Origin of the sequence: Vibrio sp. 661, from assembly GCF_033339315.1 — a bacterium.
GTDB lineage: Bacteria > Pseudomonadota > Gammaproteobacteria > Enterobacterales > Vibrionaceae > Vibrio > Vibrio alginolyticus.
In genome coordinates, this window is sequence record NZ_JAWOUJ010000003.1 from 87,352 (window position 1) to 113,242 (window position 25,891).

The following is a 25,891-nucleotide window of genomic DNA, read 5'->3' on the forward strand; positions in this document are numbered from 1 at the left end:
ACCATTTTTTCAGCAAGGAGCGAAAAATGAGACAGGGAACTTTTTTCTGTATTGATGCCCACACCTGCGGCAACCCAGTTAGGCTGGTAGCAGGCGGTGTGCCTCCACTCGAAGGCAATACCATGAGCGAAAAGCGCCAATACTTTCTTGAGCATTATGATTGGATTCGTCAGGCACTCATGTTTGAGCCTCGCGGACACTCAATGATGTCGGGGTCAGTTGTCTTGCCTCCTTGCAGCGATAACGCAGACGCTTCAATTCTGTTTATTGAAACCAGTGGCTGCTTACCAATGTGTGGCCACGGCACCATTGGAACCGTCACTACCGCTATCGAGAATCGCCTTATCACTCCCAAAAAAGAAGGCCGTTTGATACTTGATGTCCCAGCAGGACAAATCGAAGTGCACTACCAAACAAAAGGTGACAAGGTCACGTCGGTGAAGATATTTAACGTACCAGCTTACCTTGCCCACCAAGACGTAACCGTGAACATAGAGGGCTTAGGTGAGCTCACTGTCGATGTTGCTTATGGCGGAAACTATTACGTAATCGTCGATCCTCAAGAAAACTACGCCGGACTTGAACACTACTCTCCAGATGAAATTTTGATGCTTTCTCCAAAAGTTCGCGAAGCGGTATCTCGAGCGGTTGAGTGCGTACATCCAGAAGATCCAACAGTGTGCGGTGTTTCTCACGTGCTATGGACCGGAGAGCCCACTCAAGAAAACGCTACCGCTCGAAATGCTGTGTTTTACGGCGACAAAGCGTTGGATCGCTCGCCATGTGGTACGGGAACAAGTGCGCGCATGGCGCAATGGCATGCAAGAGGCAAACTCAATCAAGGAGAAGACTTTGTTCACGAAAGTATCATCGGCAGCCTATTTCAAGGACGTATAGAAGGCATTACCGAAGTGAATGGCAAAGCCGCTATTTTGCCAAGCATTGAAGGATGGGCACAAGTATACGGTCACAACACGATATGGGTAAACGATGAAGACCCATATGCGTACGGATTTGAAGTGAAGTAATAAGGATAGTAAGGAAGAATGATGACCCCACAAGAACCAACCACTTTTTACGCAGTCAACGCCTTTACTGGTGAGCCTCTACCCACAGAGTTTCCGGTGCATGGGGAGCAAGAAGTTAATCAAGCCGCCTCAGCCGCCCAAAGCGTTGCGCGTGAGTTTCGCCAACTAAGCAATGCAAAGCGAGCGAGCTTACTTTGCTCTATCGCCTCTGAATTGGAAAAGAAGAGTGAAGAAATCGTTGCTCGTGCTCATTTAGAAACTGCCCTTCCCGAAGCACGTTTAAGCGGTGAAATAGGACGTACCGCCAACCAATTACGACTATTTGCCGAGGTTGTGAGCTCGGGTAATCACTATCAAGCAATCTTCGATACGCCAAACCCAGACCGCCAACCACTGCCAAAACCAGATATTCGTCGTCAACAAATCGCAATTGGCCCTGTCGCCGTGTTTGGTGCGTCTAATTTTCCGCTCGCATTTTCTACGGCAGGTGGTGATACGGCTTCGGCACTGGCTGCTGGCTGTCCTGTGATTGTAAAAGGCCATACCGCCCACCCTGGCACCAGTCAACTTGTTGCCGAGTGTATTGAGGCTGCACTTGAGAAAGAGTGCTTACCGCAAGCCATCTTCACGCTATTGCAAGGCAACAAACGCGCACTTGGCCAAGCACTCGTTACCCATCCAAAAATTAAAGGGGTTGGGTTTACAGGCTCCGTCGGTGGTGGCCGTGCGCTGTTCAATCTAGCTCAGCAAAGACCAGAGCCAATCCCCTTCTATGGTGAACTAGGGGCGATTAACCCAACATTTATTCTCCCTTCAGCCATACGGGCAAACGCATCATTGGCTGAAGAATTTGTGGCTTCTATGACTTTGGGCTGTGGACAATTTTGTACAAAACCAGGCGTTGTATTTGTCTTGAATTGCCCAGAAACGCAAGCCTTTATCGAAACCGCTCAAGGGTTAATTCGACAACAATCAACGGCCACTTTGCTAACGCAAGGAATCCGAGAAACATATGAATCCGAAGTGGATAAGCGAACTTCCGAAACAGGCATTAACGTCACTCGTTCTGAACAAGCAGAAGCGACCAATGTCTCACCAGCACTGTTCGTGACGGACAGTAAAAACTGGCGTAAAAACCCACAATGGGAGGAAGAAATATTTGGTCCTCAATCGTTAATCGTAATCTGTGAAGATTTCGATGACATGTTGAAACTGAGTGATTCACTGACTGGATCGCTCACCGCAACCCTTCACGCTACCGCTGAAGACGAAGAACAAGCCAAGCAACTGCTTCCAAGTTTGGAAGAAATCGCCGGACGCCTTGTATTCAACGGTTGGCCAACTGGCGTCGAGGTTGGTTACGCTATGGTTCATGGTGGACCATATCCGGCTTCAACCAATTCTGCCTCAACATCTGTCGGTGCGGAGGCTATTCATCGTTGGTTGCGTCCGGTCGCTTATCAAGCTTTGCCAGAATCTTTATTGCCGGATTCATTAAAAGCGTCGAACCCACTGGGTATCCAACGCGCCATAGATGGCAGTGTGTCCCAATAAGATCAACAAATGGCTCAAAAAGGCATCAACTGATGCCTTTTATTTCACTCTACTTCTCAAAACCTTCTTTCCTAGTTGGTTTGTGCCAGAAAAACAATAAACTACTAAAGTAAAATGGATTGGATACAATATTAATTTCACGGGAGACTTCAATGTCACAGAAACCTGTTTTTAAAACGCGCACTCAGCTCGTTGAGGAAGCAATTCGAACTCAGATCTTGAAGGGCGAGTTAAAAACTGGTCAACCTTTACGTCAAGATGCGTTAGCAAAAGAGTTTAATGTTAGCCGAATTCCTGTGCGTGAAGCGTTAGTTCAATTGGAAGCACAAGGACTCGTTAGCTTTGAACCTCACAAAGGTGCGACGGTCACTGAGCTATCTCCAGAGAAAATCAATGAGCTATTTGAACTGCGCGCTGTCGTGGAATGCCACATTTTAGAGCGCGCGATTCAAAATATGACAGACGCTGACCTTGAACGCGCGCGCGAAGTTCGCGAACGTTTCGAGTCAGTAGTGAACAGTGGCGACGAAGTAGAAGAATGGAGCAACTACAACTACGAGTTCCACAAAGCCCTATATGCGCCAGCCAACATGCCTGAAACTATGGACGTCATTTACAACCTGAACACAAAGTGTGACCGATACATACGCATGCAGCTATTGTTTACTACAGGCATTAAAAAGGCAGAAGAAGAGCACTTAAGCTTGTTTGAAATGTGCCAAAATCGTGATATCGAAGGCGCCAAGTACCTGCTGAAAAAACACATTCTAGAAGCAGGCACAGCGATTCGAAACCTGCTGCTTGAAAGGCAAAATATCAGCCTGTAAACGGAATAACGAATAAGGTGATATTCAAGGATGAATGTTGGACCAAAATTTTTACTCGCAGCGCTACGACAAAAGATTAAAGAAGAAGGGCTTTGCTACAATTCCTTGTCAGAAAAAAGTGGCATCCCTTTATCTAGTATTAAACGCCACCTACATAATCCAGCTTTAGGTTTGGATAAAGTACTTATTTATCTGAACTACCTGAATACCGATCTCATCGAACTCGCAACCTTAGCCAACGAGCTTCAGCACCAAAACGAGCAAATGCTAACAGATGAAGAGAGCGCCCTTTTCGTTGAGCATCCTTATTTACTTGATTTTATTTATATGCTGACTTCTCGTGATATTAAACCGCAAGAGATAGCCCAAACTTACGGACTTTCTGATACAAGCTTACGATTCTATTTGCGTATCGCGGAAATTCTAGGATATGTCGAAAACTTCGGAGACGGCTTGTTTTACCGTTCTGGCCGTCGATTTATTATGGAAGAAGGTACGGCATTAGACACCTTATTCAAAGAGCGATTTCAACAAGATTCGCTTTCTCATGATATCAACCCAGGCGTATGTATAGGTCGCATTAGGCTCACCGAAGAGCAGAAAGTGCAAATAGAGGACGAGCTTTGTAATAAATTAGCGAAACTTAACGCAGTTAACACTTCCAACAATGAAGGTGAACTAACAAATATATTAATGCGCTGCACTCCCGGTGCTCAGATATTTTTCGCTGATGATTTACCTAACATTGACGGAAGCCTATTAAAGCACGTCGCTCAACTCACTAAATTAAGTTAAAGCATCAGACAAATAAATCAAACAAATCCCAGATAACATCATATACCCCTACCAAACTATTGATTCAAAGCGTTTCCTGAATCTAATTCTGATTTTTATTTAGCAAGCATCGCTTAGTCAACTAAGAACTTGTCTTAATTTCACACTTATTAATTGTCTTGTTAGATCTTTTGAAATAGACAGAAAACTTAAGTAATGACTAATTTAGCTTAAGGATAAAAGACAACTTTTTTACGTTATTTACCTCACACTATTTAACTATAAATTTGCAGACGAACAAATTAAATTAATACATTCACCTAGCTAATAAAAACAAAAGCAAAACACATAATTATAATTCTATTATTTATAAGGACATAGAAAAGTGAAATTTAAGTATTCTTTAGCAACGGCAGTCACTCTCGCATTATTACAAGGCTGTGGCGGTGGCGGCGGTGATAGCTCATCACCTACTCCGTCCACTAGCAGTGCAAACGGTCCAACATGGAAAGTTCATGATTTTAGCCAATCGTCGAAAACGTTTATCAACCAATGTGAAACGCCCCGCGTCGGACTGGACCCATATGACAACTATGCCGCCTATCCAGATAAATTGGGCTCTGCATTACACGAAAAACTCTTTTTAAGAGCTTTTACTAACGAAACGTATCTATGGTATGACGAGGTTCCTGATAATAATCCAGCAAACTACAAAACTGTTACTGATTACTTCAATACGCTGGTCACCTCTGCTACTACCGCGACGGGTAAACCAAAAGATCGCTTCCATTTTACCGTCCCTTATGAGGATGATATGAAATCATCGCAATCCGGTTTAGTTGCTGGATTTGGTTTTAACTGGGCATTCCTACGTGGCGTACAACCTCGAGACGTTCGTATTTCCTACACTGAAGAAGCCTCGCCAGCTGATAGAAGCGGCATTGCTCGTGGTGATAAGCTTCTGAAAATCAATAATATTGATGTGGTTAACACCGGTAGTCAGTCCGACATTGATTTTATCAACAAAACGCTCTTTAACCCTGACATCAATCAAGATTACACCTTCACATTTGAGAGTGTTGACGGTCTAGAGAAAACCGTGACGCTTACCGCCTCTGATGTCATGACCTCTCCAGTTAAAAATGCCAAAGTGATTACACACAATGGTATGCGGATCGGCTATCTGCAATACAACTCCTTTGAACCAAGCGCTCAAGCCCCGCTTATTGAGGCATTCAGTACGCTCTCAGCAGAGAATGTTGACGAGATCGTCGTTGATTTACGTTACAACGGCGGTGGTTTAGTCCTTCAGTCCTCGCAAGTAGGCTACATGCTAAGCGGTGCTGGTCAGAACCGAGTCTTCAGTGAGTTGATTCATAATGACAAAGTGATGCGTACCATTAAAGATGGGGATAACATCTATCGCTTTACGAATCTAGCAATAGACTGGGCAGCACAGAAATATTCGGATCAAGTGCTTCCGACACTGAACAAAAAGCGCGTATATGTGCTGACTTCAGGAGGCACGGCTTCCTCAAGTGAACTGTTAATCAACGCTTTGCGCGGCATTGATGTCGAGGTTATCCAAATAGGCTCAACAACCACAGGTAAACCGTACGGGTTCTCACCAGAACAAAACTGCGGCACTATGTACTACACTATTCAGTTCAAGTCGGCGAACGAGAAAAAATTTGGCGACTTCGCTGATGGTTTTATTCCTACTCCAAAGAGCCAAATCAATACCGAGCTAGGCTTAAACAATAGAGTGGAAGGTTGCTGGGTCAATGACGACCTAACAAAACCATTAGGCGATCCGTCTGAAGGTATGCTTTCTGCGGCGCTAAACTACATGGAAACAGGAACCTGTCCGCCAGTATCCCCTTCAAGTTTCAACGCCATGCCGCGTAACATTTCATCTCCGGAGTTAAGCGATCTTCGCTCTCCGCTACGAACAGAGGCAATTCATGTTGAGATCAACTAACTTTTTACGAATGCTGATTCGGGTTGCGCTTTTCTTAGGCACTTCGATTTCTTTGATTGGATGCCAAACTATGTCACAAGAACCCGTTGAAGCATTGAGTAAAAAGAACTCTCCGGAAACAGTCATAGAGATTCAAAACGCGATCGCAGAAATCCAAGGGACACCAGCACCTAGAATCGCAAATAACGTATTTGAATCCTCACCGCATTTGTTGATTGAAAAAGGACGAGTAAAAGGGAACAACAATCAACTGTTGGATGGCAGCTATGCGGATCTTCCAGACCAATATACGTTGCAGATAAGAGGTGAAACCTGTGGCTTGTACTATGCCAAAACAGATACTTTTGTCTCTCTCAGTTCACTAGATTGTGAGCCCATCATTAAGTTTTAGATCTCCCAAAATAGAAGCCCGCTGATATCAGCGGGCTTCCTACTTTATTGTTCAGTGTGAAACGGTCAACGTTACTTGAGTTCAATCCATGCTTTGCGCTGTTGCTTATCCATGTATGACCAAGCTACAAAGCGGCTCACTTTCTGCCCTTGACTCATTTCAACCACACGAACGGCTTTCACACCCAATTTTTCAAGCTGCTTACGCATCGGGCGAACGTTGTCTTTTTTGGATATAAGTGTTGTAAACCACAAGACCTGCGCGGCAAAAGCTTGGCTTTCATTCGCCATTTTTCGGATAAACGCCGCTTCTCCGCCTTCACACCACAATTCAGCGTTTTGACCGCCAAAATTCAACGCAGGTTTACTTGTCTTTACTTGTGCGGTTTGAGGTTTTAGCCCTTTCTTGCGCTGGTTTGCTTTTAGATTATCGATTTTACGCTGGCTGCCCATAGCGGCATCTTCCGCCGAACGGTGGAATGGCGGATTACATGTCGTCACATCATAACGATCATTCGGTTGAATGATACCTCGATAAATATTGGCATCATTGTATTGCTGTACCAGTGCAATTTTTCCCGTCAAAACACGATTGTGCTCTACGATCGTTTGAGCCGATTGGATGGATTTTGGATCGACATCGCTGCCCGTATAGTGCCAACCGTATTTTGTTACACCAACAATCGGATAAATACAGTTTGCTCCCACGCCAATGTCCAACGCTTTCACTTTTTGGTGCGCGTACTGACCTTTTACTTCACCATCAAGTAGTTCTGCCACTCGGTGAATGTAATCAGCGCGGCCCGGAATCGGTGGGCAAAGGTAGGTGTCGGGAATGTCCCAGAACTCGATACCATAATACGCAGCAAGCAATGCTTTATTGAGCATTTTAACAGCATTAGGATCAGAGAAGTTTATGGAGTCTTCCCCTTTCGGATTTTTGATAACGAATGGCTTTAACTGTGGTTCACTTTCCACGAGTTTTTTAAAATCGTAACGACCTCGATGAACATTACGCTCATGCAAACCATTCTTCGCTATTTTTATGAACTCGACTTCGCTCTTTCCTGCAGGCTGCGAGGATTTGCGCGCAACTTTGTCTTTAACACGCTTCGGCTTGGCTTTATTCGCGTCTTTATTCTGACCCGCCATTGAAGTCTTTGGCTTTGCTTGCTTCGCGTTGTGATTATTGTTCTTCATTCAAATTCGCTTTTAAATCGAGGTAAATCATAAACAAACGAGCATCAAATTCGAGTTGGTGATACTCAGGCTCCATGTAGCAACATAACTGATAGAACGCCTTGTCGTGGTTTTTCTCACGAGTATGTGCCAACTCATGTACCACCAGCATTCTTAATAGTGGCTCGGGCGCATCCTTAAATACATTGGCAATGCGAATCTCGTTTTTCGACTTCAGCTTACCGCCATGGTTTCTACTGATTACACTGTGCAAACCAAGCGCGTTGTTTACCGCGTGAATTTTCTTATCGTAGACGACTTTACTGATTGGCGCGGCTTTCTTCATGTAGCGGTTTTTGATTGCCATGGCGTACTCATAGAGCGCCCTTTCGCTTTTGATTTGGTGCCTGTCGGGATAACGCTTTTCGAACCAAGGAACAAACTTGCCACTCGCTATCAATGAGCTCACCTGCTCTACGATGTTTTGTGGGTAGCCTTGAATGTATCGAAGTGACGGATGCATAGAGTTAACGTCTGTTATGACAAAATAAAGGCGCTCAATATACCTGAGATAAAGGACAGTTTCACCTTAGCTTTCGCCTTTCATTTATTGTGAAAGGCCGTTAAACTTCGCCTCCCAATGATAATGGAGAGAAACTCAATGAAACGTGTCGTCCTTTACGTCAAAGACAAATGCCCTCACTGCAAAGATGCTCAACGTTATCTGGATTCGAAAAATATTAACTATCGTTTGTGCAATGCTAAGATGCAACGCGGTCGCAAAGAACTTGATGCGCTTGGTGCTCGTTCAGTGCCAGTTTTAAAAATTGGTGATCGGGTAATGATTGGCTGGAACCCAAAGAACTTCGAGAAGATGTACAAAGGCGACTAGTGCTCGGACGATGAATCTGCGCTGCGTTTAAACGTAGCGCTTGATAAAGTCGATAAACGTTCGATCTGCTATTGATAAATACCCCTGCTTGCGCCAAGCAAGTGCCAGATCCAGCGTCACTGGTGGTTCAAACGGTAAGCCAACAACGCCCGACTCATGTTGAGTCACCAATTCCAGTAACGCGGTAATCGCAAACTCTTGTTTTACAATACTCAAAATCAAAGGCAGTAAGTTGGTCTCGAATGATGACTTCATGGTAAACCCATGCTCCTCACTCACCTGATCCAAAAATTCGCGGTGAAAATAGCCATGCTGAAACATAACCAAATCGTGTTCAAAGAACTCATCAAAAGTAAGAGCGTGTCGCTGGGCTAACTCATGCTCAGGTGAAACAACTGCGACCATTTGGCTAGTAAACAAATGGTCAGTTTCTAGGTCATCAGGCACGTTATCACAACTGATCACACCGATATCGAGTTGACCATTGAGCAGCATACGACGAATCGATTGAGTCCCAGCTTCGACCAAGGTCAATTTTAACTCCGGGAATTGGCTTTTAAACGCCATCACAATTCGTGGAAAGAAATAACTGCCCATCATTGATGGCGTTCCGAGTCGTACTTCTCCTTTCGCTAAGCCTTTCAACTCATCAATCGCGAGCTGCGCGTCGTGCAACTGTTGAATCACCCGCTTGGCATGTATAAGTAGCGTTTCGCCCTCTTTCGTTAAGCTGATTTTTTTATCATCACGGCGAAATAGGGTAACGCCCAAAGACTGCTCAAACTTTTTGATAGAAATGCTTAATGCGGGCTGGGCAATATGCAGGGCTTTCGCCGCATGGGTAATGTTTCCATGTTCAGCGACCGCCAGAAAATGTTTAAGTTGTTTCGATTCCATTAGATCAAAAATATATGGTGTCCATATTTTTAATATATTTTTTTAATTTACAACGAACTGATAGATTGATCACAGTCTCTCCATTTGCTCACATTAGGCAGGATTCATGGTCAGTTTTGGCACACCGGAATACAAACGCATTACGCTCTCGCTAGCGCTTGGTTCCTTCTTGGTTTTTTCAAATTTATACCTACTACAGCCAATGCTGCCCACTTTTGCCCAAATTTTCACGATCTCAGAAACGCAAGTGAACTGGTTATTTGCGGCCTCAACACTCGCTCTCTCTTTTAGCCTCGTTCCGATGGCTGTGTTGTCAGAATCAGTGGGACGAAAGCCAGTCATGATGGCTGGTCTGTTTTCGATTCCTACCCTTTCCGCTTTGATGCTGTTTGGTGACTCATTCCTGTTTTTGGTGGTATGTCGAGCACTGATCGGTGTCGCGCTCGCCGCTTTTGCTGCGGTCGCCGTGGCTTACATGGCAGAAGAGCTCGACAAGCACGCTTTCTCGATGGCAATTGGAACGTACATTGCGGCTAACTCATTAGGCGGTATTGCAGGACGTATTAGCGGCGGCTTATTGGCGGACAATTTCAATGTTGATGTCGCCATTGAAGTTATGATGGTGTTCACTCTTCTTGGTGTCATTGGCGTTCACTATTTATTGCCAACACAGCGCAACTTCACCCCGTCATCAAGCAGCTTGCGCCATCAAAATCGTGCGCTTATTGGTCATTTTAAAAACCAACGCGTATGGTTCGCGATGCTGATAGGAGGACTCAACTTTGCTTTGTTCGTCAACCTTTACTCCGTAATGGGGTTCCGTCTGGTGAGTGAACCTCACAATGTGCCCGTCGGGTTGGCCTCACTGATCTTTATTTGTTACTTGGGAGGAACTTTCTCCTCTCGTTGCGCAGGCCACTGGAGTAAACGTTATTCATCAATCCTCGGCATGTTCTTGGGCGCGATAGTGAGCATGACGGGGATGTGGATTGCGGCGGTTGAAAGCTTGACTGCAATGCTATTTGGGTTGTTGCTGATAAGTTTTGGTGCCTTCTTTACTCATACCCTCGCCTACGGTTGGGTCGGTCAGAATGCCACTCGTGCCAAAGCCACCGCGACAGCGCTCTACTTAGTACACTACTATGTAGGCGGTAGTTTGGGAGGATTCTTACTTCTTTATTGTTGGCAACATGGTGGTTGGTCGAGTGTTCTCATGGGGGGAAGCGCCGTCTACCTAGCGATGTTTGCTGCGATTGCGTATTTGAAACACATTGCCGAAAGAAAGCATACTGACCAAACACCTGACGCTGCGAGTTTAAAGAGTAGCTAAGGTACGCTCATTTGCGTAATACCTCTCTGGTTACTTGGATAACCAACTCTGCTATGCTTGGGCTACTTTAATAAAAACCAGAAAGTCGTATGTCAACGCGTTCAACACAAAACACAGATATCGAAGCGATCACTCAACAGGTCGATCAATGGCTCAACGATGTGGTAATCGGACTCAACCTTTGTCCGTTTGCTGCCAAACCGCAACGTAATAAACAAATCAAAATTTTTGTTAGTGAAGCGACTCAAGAAGAAGCGCTTCTTGAAGATATTTTATTGCAGCTGATTGAGCTGAGTAACACAGAACCCGAACAACTTGAGACCACGTTGGTTGTGGTTCCCAACATGCTACAAGATTTCTGGGACTACAACTTTTGCATAGATTGGGTTGAAGGATTAATTAAGCAGCAAAACTGGGAAGGTATTTTCCAAGTAGCGACTTTCCATCCTGATTACTGTTTTGGCGGCGCAAGGCCTGAAGACGACGAAAACCTGACCAATCGTTCTCCTTACCCGATCTTCCATTTGATTCGCGAAGAGAGTATGGAAAAGGTACTAAAACACTATCCTGATCCTAAATCCATTCCCGATACGAACATCGCTCGTGTTTCCGCCCTTTCAGAGGAAGAACGTAAAAAGCTGTTCCCTTACCTATTTCGTTAAGCACCACCATTCCCCAAAGGCAGATTTATCACCAGTTAGATGCAATGCCCTTGGGGTTCAAAGTGCGGTTTGGTATCATTGCCGCTTCAATCGATTCAATGGAAATTAGAATGCAACTGTCAAAGCTAACCCAAGAGATTTTTGATCACTTATACCGTGATATCACCGAGTTCCGTAGTACGTTCGACTTACCAGTCGCAGACGCTGCAAGCCTTGATGCACAAGCAGATACACTACACACCTCTTTGGCGATCGAAGAGCTAACAGAGCTAGCAGAAGCAGATTGTAAAACTGAGCAAGCAGATGCCATCGTAGACAGCGTGTATGTATTAATGGGCCGTCTCGTTCATCTTGGCCACAGCAAAATAGAAGACAACCTGGCGATCAGCTACTTAATTGATCTTCTATTAAACGTTGCGGTAAACCGTGGTATCGAATTTATTCCTTGCTGGGATGAAGTACATTCAAGCAACATGAGCAAAGTATGCCGTAACGAGCAAGAGTACTCAGAAACAGAAGCATTCTACGCGGAACAAGGCATCAAGTTGATGGCGGTGCAGAAAGGTGAATACATCATCGCGAAATGCGCCGAAGATTTCGTATCGGAAGGTAAAACCATTCGTAAAGGCAAAGTACTCAAATCTGTTTACTACCGCCCTGCAGATCTAAAACCGTTAACTCAATAAGCGTTGAGTTTGGCTATCTCGATTAAAAAAAAACGACCTCAAGTAGGTCGTTTTTTATTGTCCCTAAACATTAATCAAAGATTAAATAAGGTTGCTCATCTACGATGACCTTTTTGACTTGAGTATTGAACACTTCCCCGAGAGCTTCTTCCGTTAGCACAGTATCGGCACTTCCTGATGAGTGCAGCACACCGTTGTTAAGCAGCAATACTTTATCTGCGTGCTTTAATGTGCGATTGAGATCGTGATTAGCAACCAATACTCCAATTCCCTGCGCCGCCATAGTGTTAATCAATTGATAGAGCAGACCCTCTTGCGCAATATCTAACGGTGCTGCTGGCTCATCCAAAATTAAAAACTGCGAAAAAGGATTAATGGTACGCCACACCTGCAAACATACACCTGCTAATCGGACACGCTGCCACTCACCACCGGATAATGTTTGAATACTGCGATGAAGCTTATCTTGCAGTTGTACCAGCTCCACCACCATATTGACAGCATCACGCACTTTGATATCCGCAATCTCAGCACCACTTGGCAGAGATAAAGCGAGATACTGAAACACATCAACATTAAACGCTGGGCGCGATTGCTGACACAAATAACCTCGAACATGAGCTTGCTCTGACAACGGTAAAGTAAGCAAGTTTTTGTTGCCAACGTACACTTCACCACTCATACCGTCTCGGTGACTTAACGTACCAGAAATCGCAGCCAATAAAGTACTCTTACCGGAACCATTAGGCCCAACGATATGTACGATTTCGCCAGCTTTGCATTCAAAAGAAAGAGGCAATAATCGACTACCAACCGACATATGTTTAACGTGCATCATGACTCTTCACCAGCATCCAGATGAAAATAGGTGCGCCAATCGATGTTGTCATGACACCTAAAGGTAACTCTGCGGAGTCCAATAACAGTCTTGCGCCGATGTCAGCAAATACAAGCAACGCAGCACCAGATATTGCAGAAAGTGGCAATAAATAACGGTTTTCAGTACCAAAAGCCAAACGCAACAAGTGCGGCACCACCAAACCAACAAAACTGATGATGCCACCCAAAGCGACTGAGCTACCCACCAAAACAGAAATGGCGAGGATCAATTTCCAACGCATTTGATGCACATCGACACCCAATTGGGTCGCATGAATCTCACCCAGCATCAATTTATCAAGCGACTTGCCTTTACAACATAACCAGATAAGCACCGGTAACATCACCAAAGTAACGGTATGTTGATACCAACTTGCACCGCCAATACTGCCCATTAACCAATACATCAGTTGGCGTAAACTGAGATCATCACTAAAGTAAAATGCCCACGTCACAATCGCGCTCGATAAAATACCCAATGCGACCCCAACCAAAAGCAATCGAGCCGTCGTCAGGTGCATTGCCCTTGCTATCGCCACCAAAACAAACGTGAATACCATCGAGCCAGCAATCGCTGCCAACATAAAAACAATCGGGGTAGGAAGAACAGGTGACGCGAACATGATTAAGACCATTGCTAAGCTTGCGCCACCAGAGATACCAAGCACGCCAGGTTCAGCCAACACGTTCCCAAGCAACACTTGTAACGTCGCGCCAGATACCGCTAACGCAGCACCAATAATTGCCGCAGACACTAACCTCGGTAAACGCAAGTCCACCAATAACTTCTGTTCAAATGCAGATAAGGATTGAAAAGGAGAAAGGAAAATTTCTCCGACCATCAAGTGAATGGCAGAGAGTACAGCGAGCACGATCGACATAACCATCAGGTTACGTTGCCAGCGTCGTTCCTTGTTCAGGATAAGTTGTTGAAAATCCATAGCGGCCGATAAAAACAAACGAGGCTTAACCTTACAGTTAAGCCTCGGTAAATTGCAATTAACTTCTCAAAGCAATGTTGGATTAATCGTAAACCAACTCACCCTCTTCAAAACGGGTTTTCACTTCACAAACCATCAGAGCTGCACGTTGACCTATTGCGACGTGGCGGTTCGGGAAGACAATCGCTTCGTTTTCATTCTTCGCCATTAATGGTTTGTCGCCATCATGACCAAACACTTCGCCGTGAACAAATGAGGTGAAGTTTTCAACATTGTCGTCGAACATAAAGTCAAAGTCTTCGTTCAAACGAACGATTGTGCGACTTACGCGATACTTAATGCATGGTTTTGGTAAGTGTTCTGGCTTCGTTTCCGCAATCAAATTACGTAAAGACAAATCAAACGCGGTCAGTTTATCGAGGTCATTTTCACCGATACGAGCCACACGGCCAAGCTCCATTGTGAGAGCCTGCGCACCAAAATTCTCGGCACTGTACCAGCTAAACGTGCTCGATGGTGAGTTTGACAGGAGCACTGCTTCAATGTGTGCACTGTCCAAGAAATCGATCAATGCCTTGCTGCGCACAGGATGACGAGTCTTAGGACTTACTGCAAACGTATAGTGCTTCGAGCCTCTAATCGCGCAGTGTAAATCAAGGTGCCAGCGTGTTGTCGGGTCGGTATCCTGATAAAAATCTCGAACAAGCAGCTTAAGCGTATCGGCGATAACAAGCTCTTTTGTCTGTTTGTGTTCTTTTTCGTCAAACAAACGGTTGAGGTTTTCTTCAAGGAATCGCGTGTGCGCCAGAGTGGACTCTGGGTGAGCGATAATGAACAGACAACGGGTATCGACCGTCTGGAACCCAGATTCTATGTCTTGAATAATGGAATCCACCAGCTCCATCGGTGCGGTTTCATCTCCGTGAACCCCACAAGAGATGATGATGTTCTTCGTATCCTGAGTATAATTCGCAGGGATTACTTCTAATACACCACGCTGATAGAGTTTAAGTTTTACACCGTTAGAAAGCACCTGCTCCGCTGGTGCGACATCAATATGAACATCTAACGTGTCAGTTAAAAACGATTGGCGAAAGAGAGACTTCGTCATGCGTTACTCCTTAATAGCACGGCGGATATGTTAATAAATTGTACAAAGGATTTTTGTTGCTGCGATCTCACTTATGAGTAGAAATCACTATTTCCCTCGAAAATCCGATGCCTTTTCGCGCCAGGCACTCAAATCAAGCATTGAGGCGTTTAATTTTCAAACAATTACAAAGTGTTAGGGCTGTGAACTTTACCACAGCCCTGATTAAGATCATTATGATTTGATCAAATTTTTGTAGCTATAAAGCAGATTATGCATCAACACTGCGAAAAACTTAGCCGCGCTGTGCGAGCAAACGCTCAAACTCATCGACTTTTTCACGCACTAGCTCAACACTCTGCTGCCAAAACGTTGGCTGGGTTAAATCCATCGACAGATGCTTTTCGACGACATCTTCCGCCATCATGCAGCCTGTATCGCGCAGCAAATTGATGTAATCGGTGTAAAACGCTTCGCCTTTGGTTTCTCGCTGTGCATAGATACCCTTGCTAAACAAGAAACCAAATAGGTATGGGTAGTTATAAAAGCTCACGCTATCAATAGAAAAGTGCAGCTTGCTTGCCCAGAAGTACGGATCCGGTTCGCTCATTACGTCGCCATACCATTCTTTCCAAGTTTCTGACATCAACTCACAGAATTCATCTGCGGTTAACTCTCCATCCTGGCGGCGTTCATAGAACGATTTTTCAAACTCGTAGCGAACCGGAATGTTGATCATTAAAGCTAGCGCAGATGACAACTCTTCCCACAACATCTCGAGCTTTTCATCAACGCTCTCCGCTTTCGAAATCAAATGATCACGAACGATGTTTTCTGCAAAGATAGAGGCGGTTTCTGCTAACGTCATTGGGTAGTAAGTTTGGCAAAGTGGCAAATCACGAATAACCCAGTTATGGAACGCATGGCCAAGTTCATGTGCCAGAGTCATAAGGTCTGAACGGCTGCCACTCCAAGTCATAAACACAAGTGGTGTTCGCGTTGCTGGCAGTTTGGTGCAGTATGCGCCAAGACGCTTGTTAGCATTTGGCGCGGCATCAATCCAACCATTTTGTACCATCAAACGGACAAACTCCGACATCTCAGGGTTTACTGTTTCAAATGCTTCACAAATAACATCAATCGCTTCATCAAAGTCGTAAACCTTCGCTTCACCGCTCAAAGCAGGCATAGCCGCCAGATGATTCCAAGGTTTCATCTCATCCAGACCATGTACTTGCGCCATCAATAAACCCGCTTTCTGACCAATAGCTCGACTGTCTTTGGCTACGGTCATCATCGCATTTAAAGTTTCAGCTTGGATTCGGCTACCATGCAAACTCGGCTCTAGGAAGTGAACTTCACGCTTCGTAGAACGCTTTTTGTTTTCAGTTAAGCGCCATCCTGCTAACGCATTCAAAATCGCAGCGAATGATTCTTGGTGCGTTTGCATTGCATCTTGTACGCCTCGCCACGCGGCTTCTTGACGCTCGAATTCAGAACCATAAAGAATGCTTGCCGCTTGAGAAAACCCAAGCTCTTCACTATTACCATCTGTGTACTCAAGCTTCACTTTCAATGAGCCAGTCAGGTTATCGTATAGGTTACCCCAAGCCGATTTGCCATCCACACTCATCGCAGCCAGTAACTGTTCTTCTGCGTTGCTAAGACGAGTATCCGCCAACTTTCTAGAATTCAAGATAGAAAAAGCTTGCCCACTGATATCAGGATTCTCATGGTCTAACACGCGCAAGATAAACTCTTCGTCGGCATGCGTTAGTGTCAAATCAAAGGGACTGAACGCTTGGGAAAGCTCCGAAAAGATGCGGGTCATTTTACCAAGTAACGATTTCGCTTCGGCGTTTGTTGCATCAACAGAAGCATAACAACTCGCAAAATTTGCAACTGTACCCGCTAAACGACTCGCGGCTTCATTGGTCAAAATCGCATTTTGCATGATCTCTACGTTGCCACAATCTGCTGATTGTTTATTCAAAAGATCAATACATTGTTCCACAAGAGCAATATCGTCTTGAATTCGTGGGTCAGAAAGGTCGTTATAAACGATGGACAAATCCCAACTCGGCGTTGTCATTTCTATATTTCCTTTTTATGTAACTGAGTCAATTTTCGCTTCCTGCACCTAGCAGATGGGCTTCCACTGACATCTTCCGTGACTATGCCCGTAAGCAATATCGTTCTGGGCATTTTAATATTTATAAATTAACGAGTTAAAAGAGGTACGCCAATCGAACGCACCGAGGCGTAAATTTGCTCATCTATGGTAACTGTTACATGCGTGACAGAAGCGTTTCCTATCGACAACGTCGAATACCACTTTGGGTTACGCCAATCTAACTCCAATACATGAGCAAGAATCATACGAATGACGCCACCATGCGTGACGATAAGTAGATTGTCATTGATATCGTTGATGATTTGAGACCAAACGCGACATATGCGCTCAGAAAATGTGCTTAAGCTCTCAGCATTCGGCAACGTATGTTGTGCTGGCGATTGCCAAAAAGCATCTAGCTTTTTCCACTGCTCAGTGAGCATATCAAAAGGCATACCATCAAAATCACCAAATGCCATCTCTTGTAAAGACTCATCCGTCATTACTGGTAATAATTGCTGTTCAGCAATGATGTTTGCCAGTTCTTGACAGCGTGAAAGCGGAGAAGAAATTATTCCACCCACACCTCGTCCACTCTCGGCCCAAGCCCGAGCAATACTCTCTTGATCAGCAGGCGTAACTTTTACATCTGTTTGGCCATGGAGTCCTGGTGGAGCGTCTACTTTTCCATGACGCACAAGATAGATATTGAGTGTTTTCATTTTGTTCCATCCTACTCTTTAAGAACCAACGGCAAACCAGCAGCAACAAAGGTAACGCGATGGCAAACACTGGCTAGTTTTTGATTCATCCGTCCTGCATTATCCACAAAATAACGACTAACCGCCCCCAAAGGTACAATGCCCATTCCAACCTCGTTAGAGACGAATATTAACGTCGCATCTGAGCCACGTACCACCTGTATAAGCTTTTCAATTTCTGCTTCTAGCTTCTCATTGGAACATTCATCACCTAACTCAAATATCCAATTGTTGAGCCACAAGGTTAAACAGTCGATCAATACAACATCGGTGATAGCGAAATTTGTCAGTAACTCAGATAAATGAAGGGGGCATTCATGCTCTTGCCACTCGCCCCCGCGTTGCTTTTGATGATGCGCTATTCGCTCTCGCATTTCTTGGTCAAATGGCAGCGCGGTTGCAACATAGTGTAATGATCGATGAGAAGCGACCGATAATTGCTTAGCTGTTTTTTCTGCCAAATGCGACTTCCCAGAGCGCGCGCCACCGAGTATCAATTGCTTCATGAGGAGTGATACAACCCAATCATAGTGAGATAAATAAGCAGTTCCGACAACTGTTGCGCTGCGCCAAGGCAATCCCCCGTAAAGCCGCCAATTCTCTTGGTTAACCAACGTTTGAACATCAAACGAAATACCACGAGAACAAGCGATATCAAGATCGCATCCGCGATACCAAGCACAAGCAATGTTACGCCACCAGTAAACAACAAAATGGAGACTTCTAGAGAAGACTGGCGACTTGCTAGCGGTTTACTTTTCGACGTATCACTGTCACTGACATAAGGCATGTCATAAATAAGCGTCGCTGCTAGTGCTCGGCTTGCGGTGTAAGCGACGACAATGACCAACCAAAAGTGCGGCAAGTTAGCCAGTTCACTCCAAAAAACATACTTAGCCAATAACGCCATAATGAGAGTGGCGGCACCATAAGTGCCAATACGACTGTCTTTCATAATAGAGAGGCGTCGCTCTACGGTCATGCCACCGCCAATGCCATCCGCCATATCGGTCAAGCCGTCTTCGTGAAAAGCCCCAGTTAACAATAAGCTAAACACCATCGTTAATACTATGGCAACCGACTCTGGAAAAAAAATTGAGGTGAGCGAGAATACCAAAGCGCAAAGTGCTCCAAGCACGAGACCAACTAACGCAAAGTAACGGCCTGCCTGATTCATGCGTTCTTCACTGTAAGGCAACGCTTGGGGCACGGGTAAGCGGCTAAAAAAACTGGTAGCTAATAGAAATAACTCCCACTGGTATCTTAACGATGACGGCGTGACTTTCTCAGAATTATCAGGGACTGACACTAAACTGTAACTCCTGCACTCTCAAAGCTCGCCATTTTGTTGTAAAACTGGGCGGCAGCTTTTAACAAGAGTAAGGCAAGAGCGGCTCCTGTTCCCTCCCCTAGCCGTAAACCAAGGTCGAGCAGAGGTTCGGCTTTAAGATGTTCCAATACAAATTTATGTCCATTTTCTTCAGAGCGATGGGCAAACAACATGTATTCACGCGTTTCTTCGTCTAACAACGTCGCAATATAAGCCGCTACCGATACGATAAACCCATCCACTAAAACTGGAGTTTTAAGCCGCTTGGCTTCTAAAAAAGCGCCCACCATTTGTACGATTTCAAAGCCCCCAACCTGTGCGAGAATCGCTTTGGTATCAAGACCTCGACATCGGTTTACCCCCTGTGCTACCAGTTTATATTTGCGGCTCAACTGCTGTTGATTGATTCCGGTGCCAACGCCAACACAATAATCAATATCTAATGAGCTCAGCGCCGATAACAGTGCTGAGGCCGAACTGGTATTACCGATGCCCATCTCGCCGAACATTAAGAGGTTTGAACCATGCAAAATGGTATGCTCAGCAATCTTCGCACCATATTCTAAACCTAACGCCACTTGTTCTGGGGACATCGCTGGTTGTTTAGAAAAATTAGCCGTACCGTTACCCAACCGTTGTTCAACCAAGTTGGGATGGGATTTAAATTCTGGAACCAGCACATCAATAGGAGCCAACATGCCGCAATCTATTACTTTGAGTTGAATGCCATTAATGTCGCAAAAACAGTTGATGGCTGCGCCGCCAGCGAGAAAGTTAGCCACCATTTGCTGAGTGACTTCGCTTGGCGCAATGCTCACGCCCTCCTCTGCAACGCCGTGATCTCCAGCAAATACCAGCATGCTTGGTTTGCAGATAGCGATGGAATCAACTGGCTGAGGTTTATTCTGACTTTGAATAAGAGCTAACTGCAGTGCCACCTTTTCCAATAAGCCTAAAGAACCGACGGGTTTGGTTTTGTTATCTATGCGTGCTTGTATCTCCGCAGCAAAAGAGTCATCCATTTTTTACGTTCCTTTGATGTTGTCTGGGTGAGAGGTGTTCTGTTGTTCAAGAGGTCTTGTTCAGCGACAGTTTTTGCGCGCCCACTATTGTATACACTTGCATCCAATTGGGGCAGCGCTAATCAAGTTTATCTCAGGATAGTCTGCCGAGTTCGCAGAGCGTCTCACCTTTCTTGCACGAGATGATAAGTAACTCGTTGAAATCCGCTACAATAGCTTAGACTATGTTCCCATATAGGAGAAAAGATATGGATAACAACACCTGCGCAATCATCGCCGGTGCAACTGGCTTAGTAGGCTCAAAAGTCATTGCAAACCTCATAAATCAATCAGGTGTTGGAACCCTATATTATCTTTCTCGCCGCCCACTCGATGGCGTCCTAGATGTGGAAAACAAGCTTATTCCTCTCATTGATGCAGACCTTTCTATCCACCAATGGGATGAGAACCAACCAACACCAACCATCGGCTTTATCTGTTTAGGCACGACCCTTAAGCAAGCAGGCAGTAAGGATAATTTGCGTAGAGTAGATGTTGATCTGGTGTGTAAAGTCGCCCAGCAGATGAAAACAATCGGAGTTAAACGCCTTGCGGTTGTTTCTAGCCTCGGTGCAAATAGTAAAACGCCATCCCATTACTTAGCTTGTAAAGGACAAATGGAACAACGAATCGAAGCTATGGATTTTGAGGAAATCGTATTTGTTCGCCCAGGCCCGCTTGTTGGTCAACGTCAAAGCCCAAGAATGGACGAGAAGTTAGTACAAACTCTGTTTAAGGTAATTCGCCCATTCATGCTTGGCAAACTGTCCAACTTTTTACCGATTCGAGCAGAAGATGTCGCCAAAGCGATGATTTATCAACTTTTCAGTTATCAAGAAGACTCGGTGGTTTACTTACAAAGGAAAGAAATGCGTGACTTACTGCATCACTACGAATAACCATTTTGTACAATTAACGTGCTAATTCACACTCTCACGCGACTTAGATCTCGTTTTTATATTCATTTTAGATCTAGCTAATACCCGTTTGTCATTTTTAAAGTTATATCACGAGCGTTATCTTACGCTCCATAAATAAATCCGTATAAAACCCCGTATAAAATACAACCGCCACTTCGGCTGGTTGATAAGGTAAAATTATGAATTTTGCAGTGATAGCCTCTCTAGCCGTCTTTGTTGGAATATTGTTCTTTCTATTTAATCAACAACAAAAGAAACACACTCTTTCACGTCTCGTTTTGATCGGTCTTGTTACCGGTTCTCTTTTTGGGCTTGCTTTGCAACTCATTCACGGTGAAGGCAACAGCGCAATTGCTCAAACACTTGAATGGGTAGGCATTGTAGGCAGTGGCTACGTTGGTCTACTGAAAATGGTCATCATGCCACTGGTGTTAGTATCGATGATCTCTGCAGTTGTTAAATTGGAGAAAGGTGGCTCTTTAGGAAAAATTTCTGGCCTGACCATCTCTGTTCTTTTAGTAACGACTGCAATTGCTGCACTTATCGGTATCTTGGTGACAACGACATTTGGCCTTTCAGCAGAAGGGTTAACTGAAGGTGCGCGTGAAACCGCTCGTATCGCCGTTTTAGAAAGCCGTGCCGGTACAGTAAGTGACCTAACTATTCCTCAAATGCTAGTTAGTTTCATTCCAACCAACCCATTTGCTGATCTAACAGGTGCTCGCTCGACATCGATTATCGCTGTTGTGATTTTCGGCGTGTTAACTGGTATCGCCGCTCGTAAAGTGATGATAGAAAAAGCAGAGTTGGAATCACCGATTCGTACTTTCGTAGAAGCTGCTCAATCTATCGTTATGCGATTAGTGAAGATGATCATGGCCCTAACGCCATACGGCATCGCAGCACTGATGGCAAAAGTGGTAGCGACATCAAGCGCAGGCGACATCCTAAACCTACTTGGCTTTATTGTGGCGTCTTATGTTGCTATCGCACTGATGTTTGTTGTTCATGGCGTATTGGTCTCTTTTGTTGGCGTTAGCCCTGCGGAATACTTTAAGAAAATCTGGCCTGTACTGACCTTCGCGTTTACATCTCGTAGCTCAGCAGCAACAATTCCACTAAACGTAGAAGCGCAAATCACCAAGCTTAACGTACCACCAGCGATTGCAAACCTATCAGCATCGTTTGGTGCCACTATCGGCCAAAACGGCTGTGCGGGTATCTATCCTGCAATGCTGGCAGTGATGGTAGCTCCAACAATGGGCATCAACCCACTTGATCTACACTTTATCCTGTCATTGATTGCGATTATCACCATCAGCTCATTTGGTATTGCAGGTGTCGGCGGCGGTGCGACGTTTGCAGCCTTGATTGTTCTTCCTGCAATGGGCTTACCTGTGACCATCGCAGCGCTGCTTATCTCTATTGAACCATTGATTGACATGGCACGTACCGCACTAAACGTTTCAGGCTCAATGACTGCGGGTACAATTGCTAGCAGAGTGCTGAAGTCACCAGAAAGTGAAGCAACATTGGAAGAAACACGAGCATAGAACTCAAATTCCTTCCAAAGCGATAAAACGTAAAATATCAAGCCGATGGTTCGCCATCGGCTTTTTTCATTTTCAAAAAATTCAACTTGCATCTTTCGTTGCTAGTCAAGGCGTTGAATGGTCTAATACTGTCATCGGTTTTGTAAACGGTAAGCAGAATGCACCAAGATAATCAGCCCACTTTTTTCTTCTTTGATTATGAGACATGGGGAACCAACCCCGCGAAAGATCGCCCAAGCCAGTTCGCTGGTGTTCGTACAGATGAAAACTTTAATATCATCGGCGAGCCTTTAGTCATGTACTGTCAACCACCGGCTGATTATCTTCCGTCTCCTGAAGCTGCGCTTATTACTGGTATTACTCCGCAAAAAACGGTTCAAGAAGGCCTTTCTGAGCCAGAGTTTATCGCTAAGATTCACACTGAACTCGCGAAACCAAATACTACCAGTTTAGGCTACAACAGCATTCGCTTTGATGACGAAGTGACCCGTTATACTTGTTATCGCAACTTTATCGATCCATACGCATGGAGTTGGCAAAACGGTAACTCACGTTGGGATTTACTCGATGTACTACGCGCGTGCCATGCCCTTCGCCCAGAAGGCGTAGAATGGCCAGAAAACGAAGATGGCTTCACTAGCTTTAAATTAGAACACTTGTCTGTGGCTAACGGCATAGAACATAGTAACGCGCACGATGCCATGGCAGATGTGGTTGCGACTATCGAAATGGCAAAGAAAGTAAAAGCAGCGCAACCAAAATTGTTTGATTACTTTTTTTCTATGCGCCAAAAGCGCAAGCTCAATGATTTAGTCGACATCGTCAACATGACACCGTTGATGCACGTTTCAGGCATGCTAGGGCGCGAATGCCAGTACACTAGCTGGATTGTGCCTGTTGCTTGGCATCCAACCAATAATAACGCCGTTATCACCATCGATTTAGCGAAAGACCCTCAACCTATTCTTGAACTATCCGCAGAAGAGCTGCACGAAAGACTCTACACTAAGCGCGAAGATCTTGGTGAATTGCTACCAGTGCCAGTTAAACTAGTTCATTTGAACAAATGCCCTATTCTCGCCCCTGCAAAAACGTTAACGGCTGAAAATGCGGAGTCTATTGGCATTGATCGCCAGCAATGTCTCGCTAATCTCGCTTTGTTGCGCCAACATCCTGAAATTAGAGAAAAGCTGATTAGCCTCTTTTCAGTCGAGCGTAAATTCGATAAAAGTGATGACGTCGATACACAGCTTTACGACGGGTTCTTTTCTCCGGCTGATCGCGCAGCTATGGATATCATTCGAGAAACCGACCCGAATAATCTTGCTGCATTAGACATTGAATTTGATGACAAGCGCATTAAACCTCTATTGTTCCGCTATCGTGCGCGTAACTTCCCAGGCACATTAGACGAGCAAGAACAAAGACGCTGGGCACTACACTGTCGAGAAGTGTTTGAAAGCCAAATTGAAGAGTACATGCTGAATTTAGAAAACTTAGTTCACGAACATGAAAGTGACGAAAAGAAGATTGCGATATTAAAATCCGTGTACTGTTATGTAGAGAGCTTAGCTTCCTAACTCCTCCTAATACAAGCGCACCTTATGGTGTGCTTGTTGTTTATATACTGTCAAAATGATTAAAGAACGATTCTTACAACTGATCCAACTGCTCATTTCAATCTTCCTCATCATGGGAGCACTTGGCATCGGAATTACCATTCAAAAGTTCACTGGCGTTTCCGTTCCAGGAAGTGTCATCGGTATGCTCGTACTGTTTTTCTCCATGACTCTTGGGCTTGTAAAAGTCGACTGGGTCAAACCGGGCGCCACGCTATTTATCCGCTATATGATCTTATTGTTCGTTCCTATTAGCGTCGGATTAATGCAACATTTCGATATGCTACTCGCTAATGCCCTCCCTATCATTGCTAGCGCAGTTGGAGGCTCACTCATTGTACTAGTCAGCCTCGCTTGGCTGCTGGACTACTTGCTAAAGGAGAAGCACTGATATGTGGTTAGTTGTTACCATTGCGGTTTTTCTTGTCGCGCGCCAAATTGCAATCAAAGTGAATAATCCTCTAGCAAATCCTTTGCTGATCAGTATTGCAGTGCTCATTCCTTTGCTTACTTACTTAAATGTACCGTTTGAAACGTATTATGCGGATAACGAAGGGATCAGTTTTTTACTTCAACCAGCCGTAGTTGCTCTGGCTTACCCGTTATATGAACAACTACCACAAATTAAAGCAAACTGGCGAATCATCACTTTTGCTTGCACAGTAGGCAGTGTGATGTCGATGATGACAACCACCTTGATCGCAGTCGCTTTCAAAGCGGATATCAGTTTAATCGCAAGTCTAGTGGGTAAATCCGTCACTACGCCAATAGCAATGGAAATTTCGAGTCACCTCGGTGGTGAAGCTGCCGTTGCGGCGATCTTGGTTCTGATTGTTGGTTTATTGGGCGCGATTTTGGCATACCCAATTTACAACTTAATTGGAATTAAACACCCGATTGCACGTGGTCTGACAATGGGTACAGTCTCTCATGCCTTAGGCACCGCTACTTGTGCAGAGAAACAGCCCATAGATGCCGCGTTCTCATCACTCGCATTGGTTTTATGTGGGATCATAACTTCTATTTTGGCTCCAAGTTTTTTTGCTTTGGCGGTCTGGCTATATCAATAGTTAAGCGCTCTCGGTCTGCCCTCCTTCCGGCAGGCCGTAGCCTTTCCGTTTCTTACTTATCCCTTTTCAAAACCCTATCTTATCTATCAAACTCACCCAGTAATATCGTGAAGGGACTTGACTGAGATATACATTCATAGCATTAGCATTCTAGCTGCTACCACTCGCTCTAGATTACGTAAGTATAAAGTAGCATAGCGGTAAAAGTCGCGTTGGTAACATACTCCTGCTCCTTGGTCATATGAATATATACTGATATGGTTAATTGTGAGACGGAGATAACGCTTCACACCTGTGCAATCGAATACATGTGTGAGCTCACTCTAATTATGTAACAGAATTATCAATTGCATT

At 44.8% G+C, this 25,891-nt stretch carries 26 protein-coding genes; 15 read left to right on the plus strand and 11 right to left on the minus strand.

Going from position 1 to position 25,891, the window contains the following annotated elements:
• Window positions 1-26: 26 nt before the first annotated feature.
• The 6 genes from R7P69_RS08430 (at window position 27) to R7P69_RS08455 (ending at window position 6,555) form a co-directional block, all read left to right on the plus strand.
• Entirely contained in the window at window positions 27-1,028 is a 1,002-nt protein-coding gene (locus tag R7P69_RS08430) for a 4-hydroxyproline epimerase (RefSeq protein WP_054574073.1), read from the plus strand.
• Between the two features lie 21 nt (window positions 1,029-1,049).
• Window positions 1,050-2,582: an aldehyde dehydrogenase (NADP(+)) gene (locus tag R7P69_RS08435; protein WP_238952348.1), complete on the plus strand. Its 1,533-nt coding sequence runs from the start codon at window positions 1,050-1,052 to the stop codon at window positions 2,580-2,582.
• Between the two features lie 152 nt (window positions 2,583-2,734).
• Window positions 2,735-3,409, plus strand: a complete 675-nt coding sequence (locus tag R7P69_RS08440; RefSeq protein ID WP_139060186.1) for a GntR family transcriptional regulator — start codon at window positions 2,735-2,737, stop codon at window positions 3,407-3,409.
• Window positions 3,410-3,439: 30 nt separating this feature from the next.
• Window positions 3,440-4,204, plus strand: a complete 765-nt coding sequence (locus R7P69_RS08445) for a hypothetical protein (protein ID WP_005377865.1) — start codon at window positions 3,440-3,442, stop codon at window positions 4,202-4,204.
• Between the two features lie 364 nt (window positions 4,205-4,568).
• Entirely contained in the window at window positions 4,569-6,164 is a 1,596-nt protein-coding gene (locus tag R7P69_RS08450) for a S41 family peptidase (RefSeq protein ID WP_053303156.1), read from the plus strand.
• Window positions 6,165-6,234: 70 nt separating this feature from the next.
• Window positions 6,235-6,555, plus strand: coding sequence for a hypothetical protein (locus tag R7P69_RS08455; RefSeq protein WP_052484232.1), 321 nt, complete (start codon window positions 6,235-6,237; stop codon window positions 6,553-6,555).
• A 71-nt stretch (window positions 6,556-6,626) separates the two neighbouring features.
• Here R7P69_RS08455 and rlmF read toward each other — a convergent pair whose 3' ends face one another.
• The gene (rlmF, locus tag R7P69_RS08460; protein WP_258488705.1) at window positions 6,627-7,754 is read right to left on the minus strand and encodes a 23S rRNA (adenine(1618)-N(6))-methyltransferase RlmF; all 1,128 of its coding nucleotides are present in this window, start codon (window positions 7,752-7,754) and stop codon (window positions 6,627-6,629) included.
• A complete protein-coding gene (locus R7P69_RS08465) occupies window positions 7,741-8,256 on the minus strand; it encodes a M48 family metallopeptidase (protein ID WP_005377870.1) in 516 nt (171 codons plus the stop codon). Before R7P69_RS08465 ends, rlmF begins: the two co-directional genes overlap by 14 nt.
• 138 nt (window positions 8,257-8,394) lie before the next feature.
• Between R7P69_RS08465 and R7P69_RS08470 the strand changes: the two genes are divergently transcribed.
• Complete coding sequence (locus tag R7P69_RS08470; protein ID WP_005377871.1) at window positions 8,395-8,625, plus strand: glutaredoxin family protein; 231 nt, start codon at window positions 8,395-8,397, stop codon at window positions 8,623-8,625.
• 27 nt (window positions 8,626-8,652) lie between these two features.
• Here R7P69_RS08470 and R7P69_RS08475 read toward each other — a convergent pair whose 3' ends face one another.
• Entirely contained in the window at window positions 8,653-9,522 is an 870-nt protein-coding gene (locus tag R7P69_RS08475; RefSeq protein ID WP_017820887.1) for a LysR family transcriptional regulator, read from the minus strand.
• Window positions 9,523-9,628: 106 nt separating this feature from the next.
• Here R7P69_RS08475 and R7P69_RS08480 point away from each other — a divergent pair, with 106 nt between their 5' ends.
• The 3 genes from R7P69_RS08480 to R7P69_RS08490 all read left to right on the plus strand — a co-directional run bounded on the left by R7P69_RS08480 (window position 9,629) and on the right by R7P69_RS08490 (window position 12,200).
• On the plus strand, window positions 9,629-10,852 hold the full coding sequence (locus R7P69_RS08480; protein ID WP_005377873.1) for an MFS transporter: 1,224 nt from the start codon (window positions 9,629-9,631) through the stop codon (window positions 10,850-10,852).
• A gap of 89 nt (window positions 10,853-10,941) precedes the next feature.
• Window positions 10,942-11,514 (plus strand): DUF1415 domain-containing protein, encoded by a 573-nt coding sequence (locus tag R7P69_RS08485; RefSeq protein WP_042521931.1) that lies wholly within the window; start codon window positions 10,942-10,944, stop codon window positions 11,512-11,514.
• Window positions 11,515-11,624: 110 nt separating this feature from the next.
• Window positions 11,625-12,200, plus strand: coding sequence for a nucleoside triphosphate pyrophosphohydrolase family protein (locus R7P69_RS08490; protein WP_042521933.1), 576 nt, complete (start codon window positions 11,625-11,627; stop codon window positions 12,198-12,200).
• Between the two features lie 70 nt (window positions 12,201-12,270).
• Here the strand turns inward: R7P69_RS08490 and btuD are convergent, their stop codons facing one another.
• The 8 genes from btuD to cobT all read right to left on the minus strand — a co-directional run bounded on the left by btuD (window position 12,271) and on the right by cobT (window position 20,336).
• Window positions 12,271-13,038 (minus strand): vitamin B12 ABC transporter ATP-binding protein BtuD, encoded by a 768-nt coding sequence (btuD, locus tag R7P69_RS08495; protein ID WP_080773704.1) that lies wholly within the window; start codon window positions 13,036-13,038, stop codon window positions 12,271-12,273.
• On the minus strand, window positions 13,025-14,020 hold the full coding sequence (gene btuC, locus R7P69_RS08500; protein ID WP_042521936.1) for a vitamin B12 ABC transporter permease BtuC: 996 nt from the start codon (window positions 14,018-14,020) through the stop codon (window positions 13,025-13,027). The genes btuD and btuC overlap by 14 nt, the downstream gene beginning before the upstream one ends.
• Before the next feature lie 82 nt (window positions 14,021-14,102).
• On the minus strand, window positions 14,103-15,131 hold the full coding sequence (locus R7P69_RS08505) for a succinylglutamate desuccinylase (protein WP_005377878.1): 1,029 nt from the start codon (window positions 15,129-15,131) through the stop codon (window positions 14,103-14,105).
• Between the two features lie 274 nt (window positions 15,132-15,405).
• Complete coding sequence (locus R7P69_RS08510; RefSeq protein ID WP_130546029.1) at window positions 15,406-17,202, minus strand: M3 family oligoendopeptidase; 1,797 nt, start codon at window positions 17,200-17,202, stop codon at window positions 15,406-15,408.
• 128 nt (window positions 17,203-17,330) lie between these two features.
• Window positions 17,331-17,945, minus strand: coding sequence for an alpha-ribazole phosphatase (gene cobC, locus R7P69_RS08515; RefSeq protein WP_005389801.1), 615 nt, complete (start codon window positions 17,943-17,945; stop codon window positions 17,331-17,333).
• Window positions 17,946-17,956: 11 nt separating this feature from the next.
• Window positions 17,957-18,490 carry a bifunctional adenosylcobinamide kinase/adenosylcobinamide-phosphate guanylyltransferase gene (gene cobU / locus R7P69_RS08520; RefSeq protein WP_065274411.1) on the minus strand — a complete coding sequence of 178 codons (534 nt, stop codon included), beginning with the start codon at window positions 18,488-18,490 and terminating at the stop codon, window positions 17,957-17,959.
• Window positions 18,487-19,293, minus strand: coding sequence for an adenosylcobinamide-GDP ribazoletransferase (locus tag R7P69_RS08525; RefSeq protein WP_054576446.1), 807 nt, complete (start codon window positions 19,291-19,293; stop codon window positions 18,487-18,489). Before R7P69_RS08525 ends, cobU begins: the two co-directional genes overlap by 4 nt.
• The gene (cobT, locus tag R7P69_RS08530) at window positions 19,293-20,336 is read right to left on the minus strand and encodes a nicotinate-nucleotide--dimethylbenzimidazole phosphoribosyltransferase (protein ID WP_318121560.1); all 1,044 of its coding nucleotides are present in this window, start codon (window positions 20,334-20,336) and stop codon (window positions 19,293-19,295) included. Before cobT ends, R7P69_RS08525 begins: the two co-directional genes overlap by 1 nt.
• A 248-nt stretch (window positions 20,337-20,584) precedes the next feature.
• On the opposite strand from cobT, the gene R7P69_RS08535 reads away from it, so the two are divergent.
• The 5 genes from R7P69_RS08535 (at window position 20,585) to R7P69_RS08555 (ending at window position 25,537) form a co-directional block, all read left to right on the plus strand.
• Window positions 20,585-21,274 (plus strand): NAD(P)H-binding protein, encoded by a 690-nt coding sequence (locus tag R7P69_RS08535; RefSeq protein WP_318121561.1) that lies wholly within the window; start codon window positions 20,585-20,587, stop codon window positions 21,272-21,274.
• Window positions 21,275-21,474: 200 nt separating this feature from the next.
• Window positions 21,475-22,848, plus strand: a complete 1,374-nt coding sequence (locus R7P69_RS08540) for an L-cystine transporter (RefSeq protein WP_025766775.1) — start codon at window positions 21,475-21,477, stop codon at window positions 22,846-22,848.
• Window positions 22,849-23,006: 158 nt separating this feature from the next.
• On the plus strand, window positions 23,007-24,428 hold the full coding sequence (gene sbcB / locus R7P69_RS08545; protein ID WP_318111460.1) for an exodeoxyribonuclease I: 1,422 nt from the start codon (window positions 23,007-23,009) through the stop codon (window positions 24,426-24,428).
• Window positions 24,429-24,483: 55 nt separating this feature from the next.
• Window positions 24,484-24,858, plus strand: a complete 375-nt coding sequence (locus tag R7P69_RS08550; RefSeq protein WP_005397786.1) for a CidA/LrgA family protein — start codon at window positions 24,484-24,486, stop codon at window positions 24,856-24,858.
• Between the two features lies 1 nt (window position 24,859).
• Entirely contained in the window at window positions 24,860-25,537 is a 678-nt protein-coding gene (locus R7P69_RS08555; protein WP_005377888.1) for an LrgB family protein, read from the plus strand.
• The last annotated feature ends 354 nt before the right edge of the window (window positions 25,538-25,891 follow it).

What these genes read in the sequence shown, in the direction of transcription:
- R7P69_RS08455 (WP_052484232.1), top strand. Translation starts at nt 6,235, where the DNA reads ATGTCACAAGAACCCGTTGAAGCATTGAGTAAAAAGAACTCTCCGGAA.
- R7P69_RS08535 (WP_318121561.1), top strand. Translation starts at nt 20,585, where the DNA reads ATGGATAACAACACCTGCGCAATCATCGCCGGTGCAACTGGCTTAGTA.
- R7P69_RS08435 (WP_238952348.1), top strand. Translation starts at nt 1,050, where the DNA reads ATGACCCCACAAGAACCAACCACTTTTTACGCAGTCAACGCCTTTACT.
- R7P69_RS08490 (WP_042521933.1), top strand. Translation starts at nt 11,625, where the DNA reads ATGCAACTGTCAAAGCTAACCCAAGAGATTTTTGATCACTTATACCGT.
- R7P69_RS08510 (WP_130546029.1), bottom strand. Translation starts at nt 17,202, where the DNA reads ATGACAACGCCGAGTTGGGATTTGTCCATCGTTTATAACGACCTTTCT.
- R7P69_RS08505 (WP_005377878.1), bottom strand. Translation starts at nt 15,131, where the DNA reads ATGACGAAGTCTCTCTTTCGCCAATCGTTTTTAACTGACACGTTAGAT.
- R7P69_RS08465 (WP_005377870.1), bottom strand. Translation starts at nt 8,256, where the DNA reads ATGCATCCGTCACTTCGATACATTCAAGGCTACCCACAAAACATCGTA.
- R7P69_RS08475 (WP_017820887.1), bottom strand. Translation starts at nt 9,522, where the DNA reads ATGGAATCGAAACAACTTAAACATTTTCTGGCGGTCGCTGAACATGGA.
- R7P69_RS08480 (WP_005377873.1), top strand. Translation starts at nt 9,629, where the DNA reads ATGGTCAGTTTTGGCACACCGGAATACAAACGCATTACGCTCTCGCTA.
- btuC (WP_042521936.1), bottom strand. Translation starts at nt 14,020, where the DNA reads ATGGATTTTCAACAACTTATCCTGAACAAGGAACGACGCTGGCAACGT.
- rlmF (WP_258488705.1), bottom strand. Translation starts at nt 7,754, where the DNA reads ATGAAGAACAATAATCACAACGCGAAGCAAGCAAAGCCAAAGACTTCA.
- R7P69_RS08440 (WP_139060186.1), top strand. Translation starts at nt 2,735, where the DNA reads ATGTCACAGAAACCTGTTTTTAAAACGCGCACTCAGCTCGTTGAGGAA.
- R7P69_RS08470 (WP_005377871.1), top strand. Translation starts at nt 8,395, where the DNA reads ATGAAACGTGTCGTCCTTTACGTCAAAGACAAATGCCCTCACTGCAAA.
- cobC (WP_005389801.1), bottom strand. Translation starts at nt 17,945, where the DNA reads ATGAAAACACTCAATATCTATCTTGTGCGTCATGGAAAAGTAGACGCT.
- R7P69_RS08445 (WP_005377865.1), top strand. Translation starts at nt 3,440, where the DNA reads ATGAATGTTGGACCAAAATTTTTACTCGCAGCGCTACGACAAAAGATT.
- R7P69_RS08430 (WP_054574073.1), top strand. Translation starts at nt 27, where the DNA reads ATGAGACAGGGAACTTTTTTCTGTATTGATGCCCACACCTGCGGCAAC.
- sbcB (WP_318111460.1), top strand. Translation starts at nt 23,007, where the DNA reads ATGCACCAAGATAATCAGCCCACTTTTTTCTTCTTTGATTATGAGACA.
- btuD (WP_080773704.1), bottom strand. Translation starts at nt 13,038, where the DNA reads ATGATGCACGTTAAACATATGTCGGTTGGTAGTCGATTATTGCCTCTT.
- R7P69_RS08485 (WP_042521931.1), top strand. Translation starts at nt 10,942, where the DNA reads ATGTCAACGCGTTCAACACAAAACACAGATATCGAAGCGATCACTCAA.
- R7P69_RS08550 (WP_005397786.1), top strand. Translation starts at nt 24,484, where the DNA reads ATGATTAAAGAACGATTCTTACAACTGATCCAACTGCTCATTTCAATC.
- cobU (WP_065274411.1), bottom strand. Translation starts at nt 18,490, where the DNA reads ATGAAGCAATTGATACTCGGTGGCGCGCGCTCTGGGAAGTCGCATTTG.
- R7P69_RS08540 (WP_025766775.1), top strand. Translation starts at nt 21,475, where the DNA reads ATGAATTTTGCAGTGATAGCCTCTCTAGCCGTCTTTGTTGGAATATTG.
- R7P69_RS08555 (WP_005377888.1), top strand. Translation starts at nt 24,860, where the DNA reads ATGTGGTTAGTTGTTACCATTGCGGTTTTTCTTGTCGCGCGCCAAATT.
- cobT (WP_318121560.1), bottom strand. Translation starts at nt 20,336, where the DNA reads ATGGATGACTCTTTTGCTGCGGAGATACAAGCACGCATAGATAACAAA.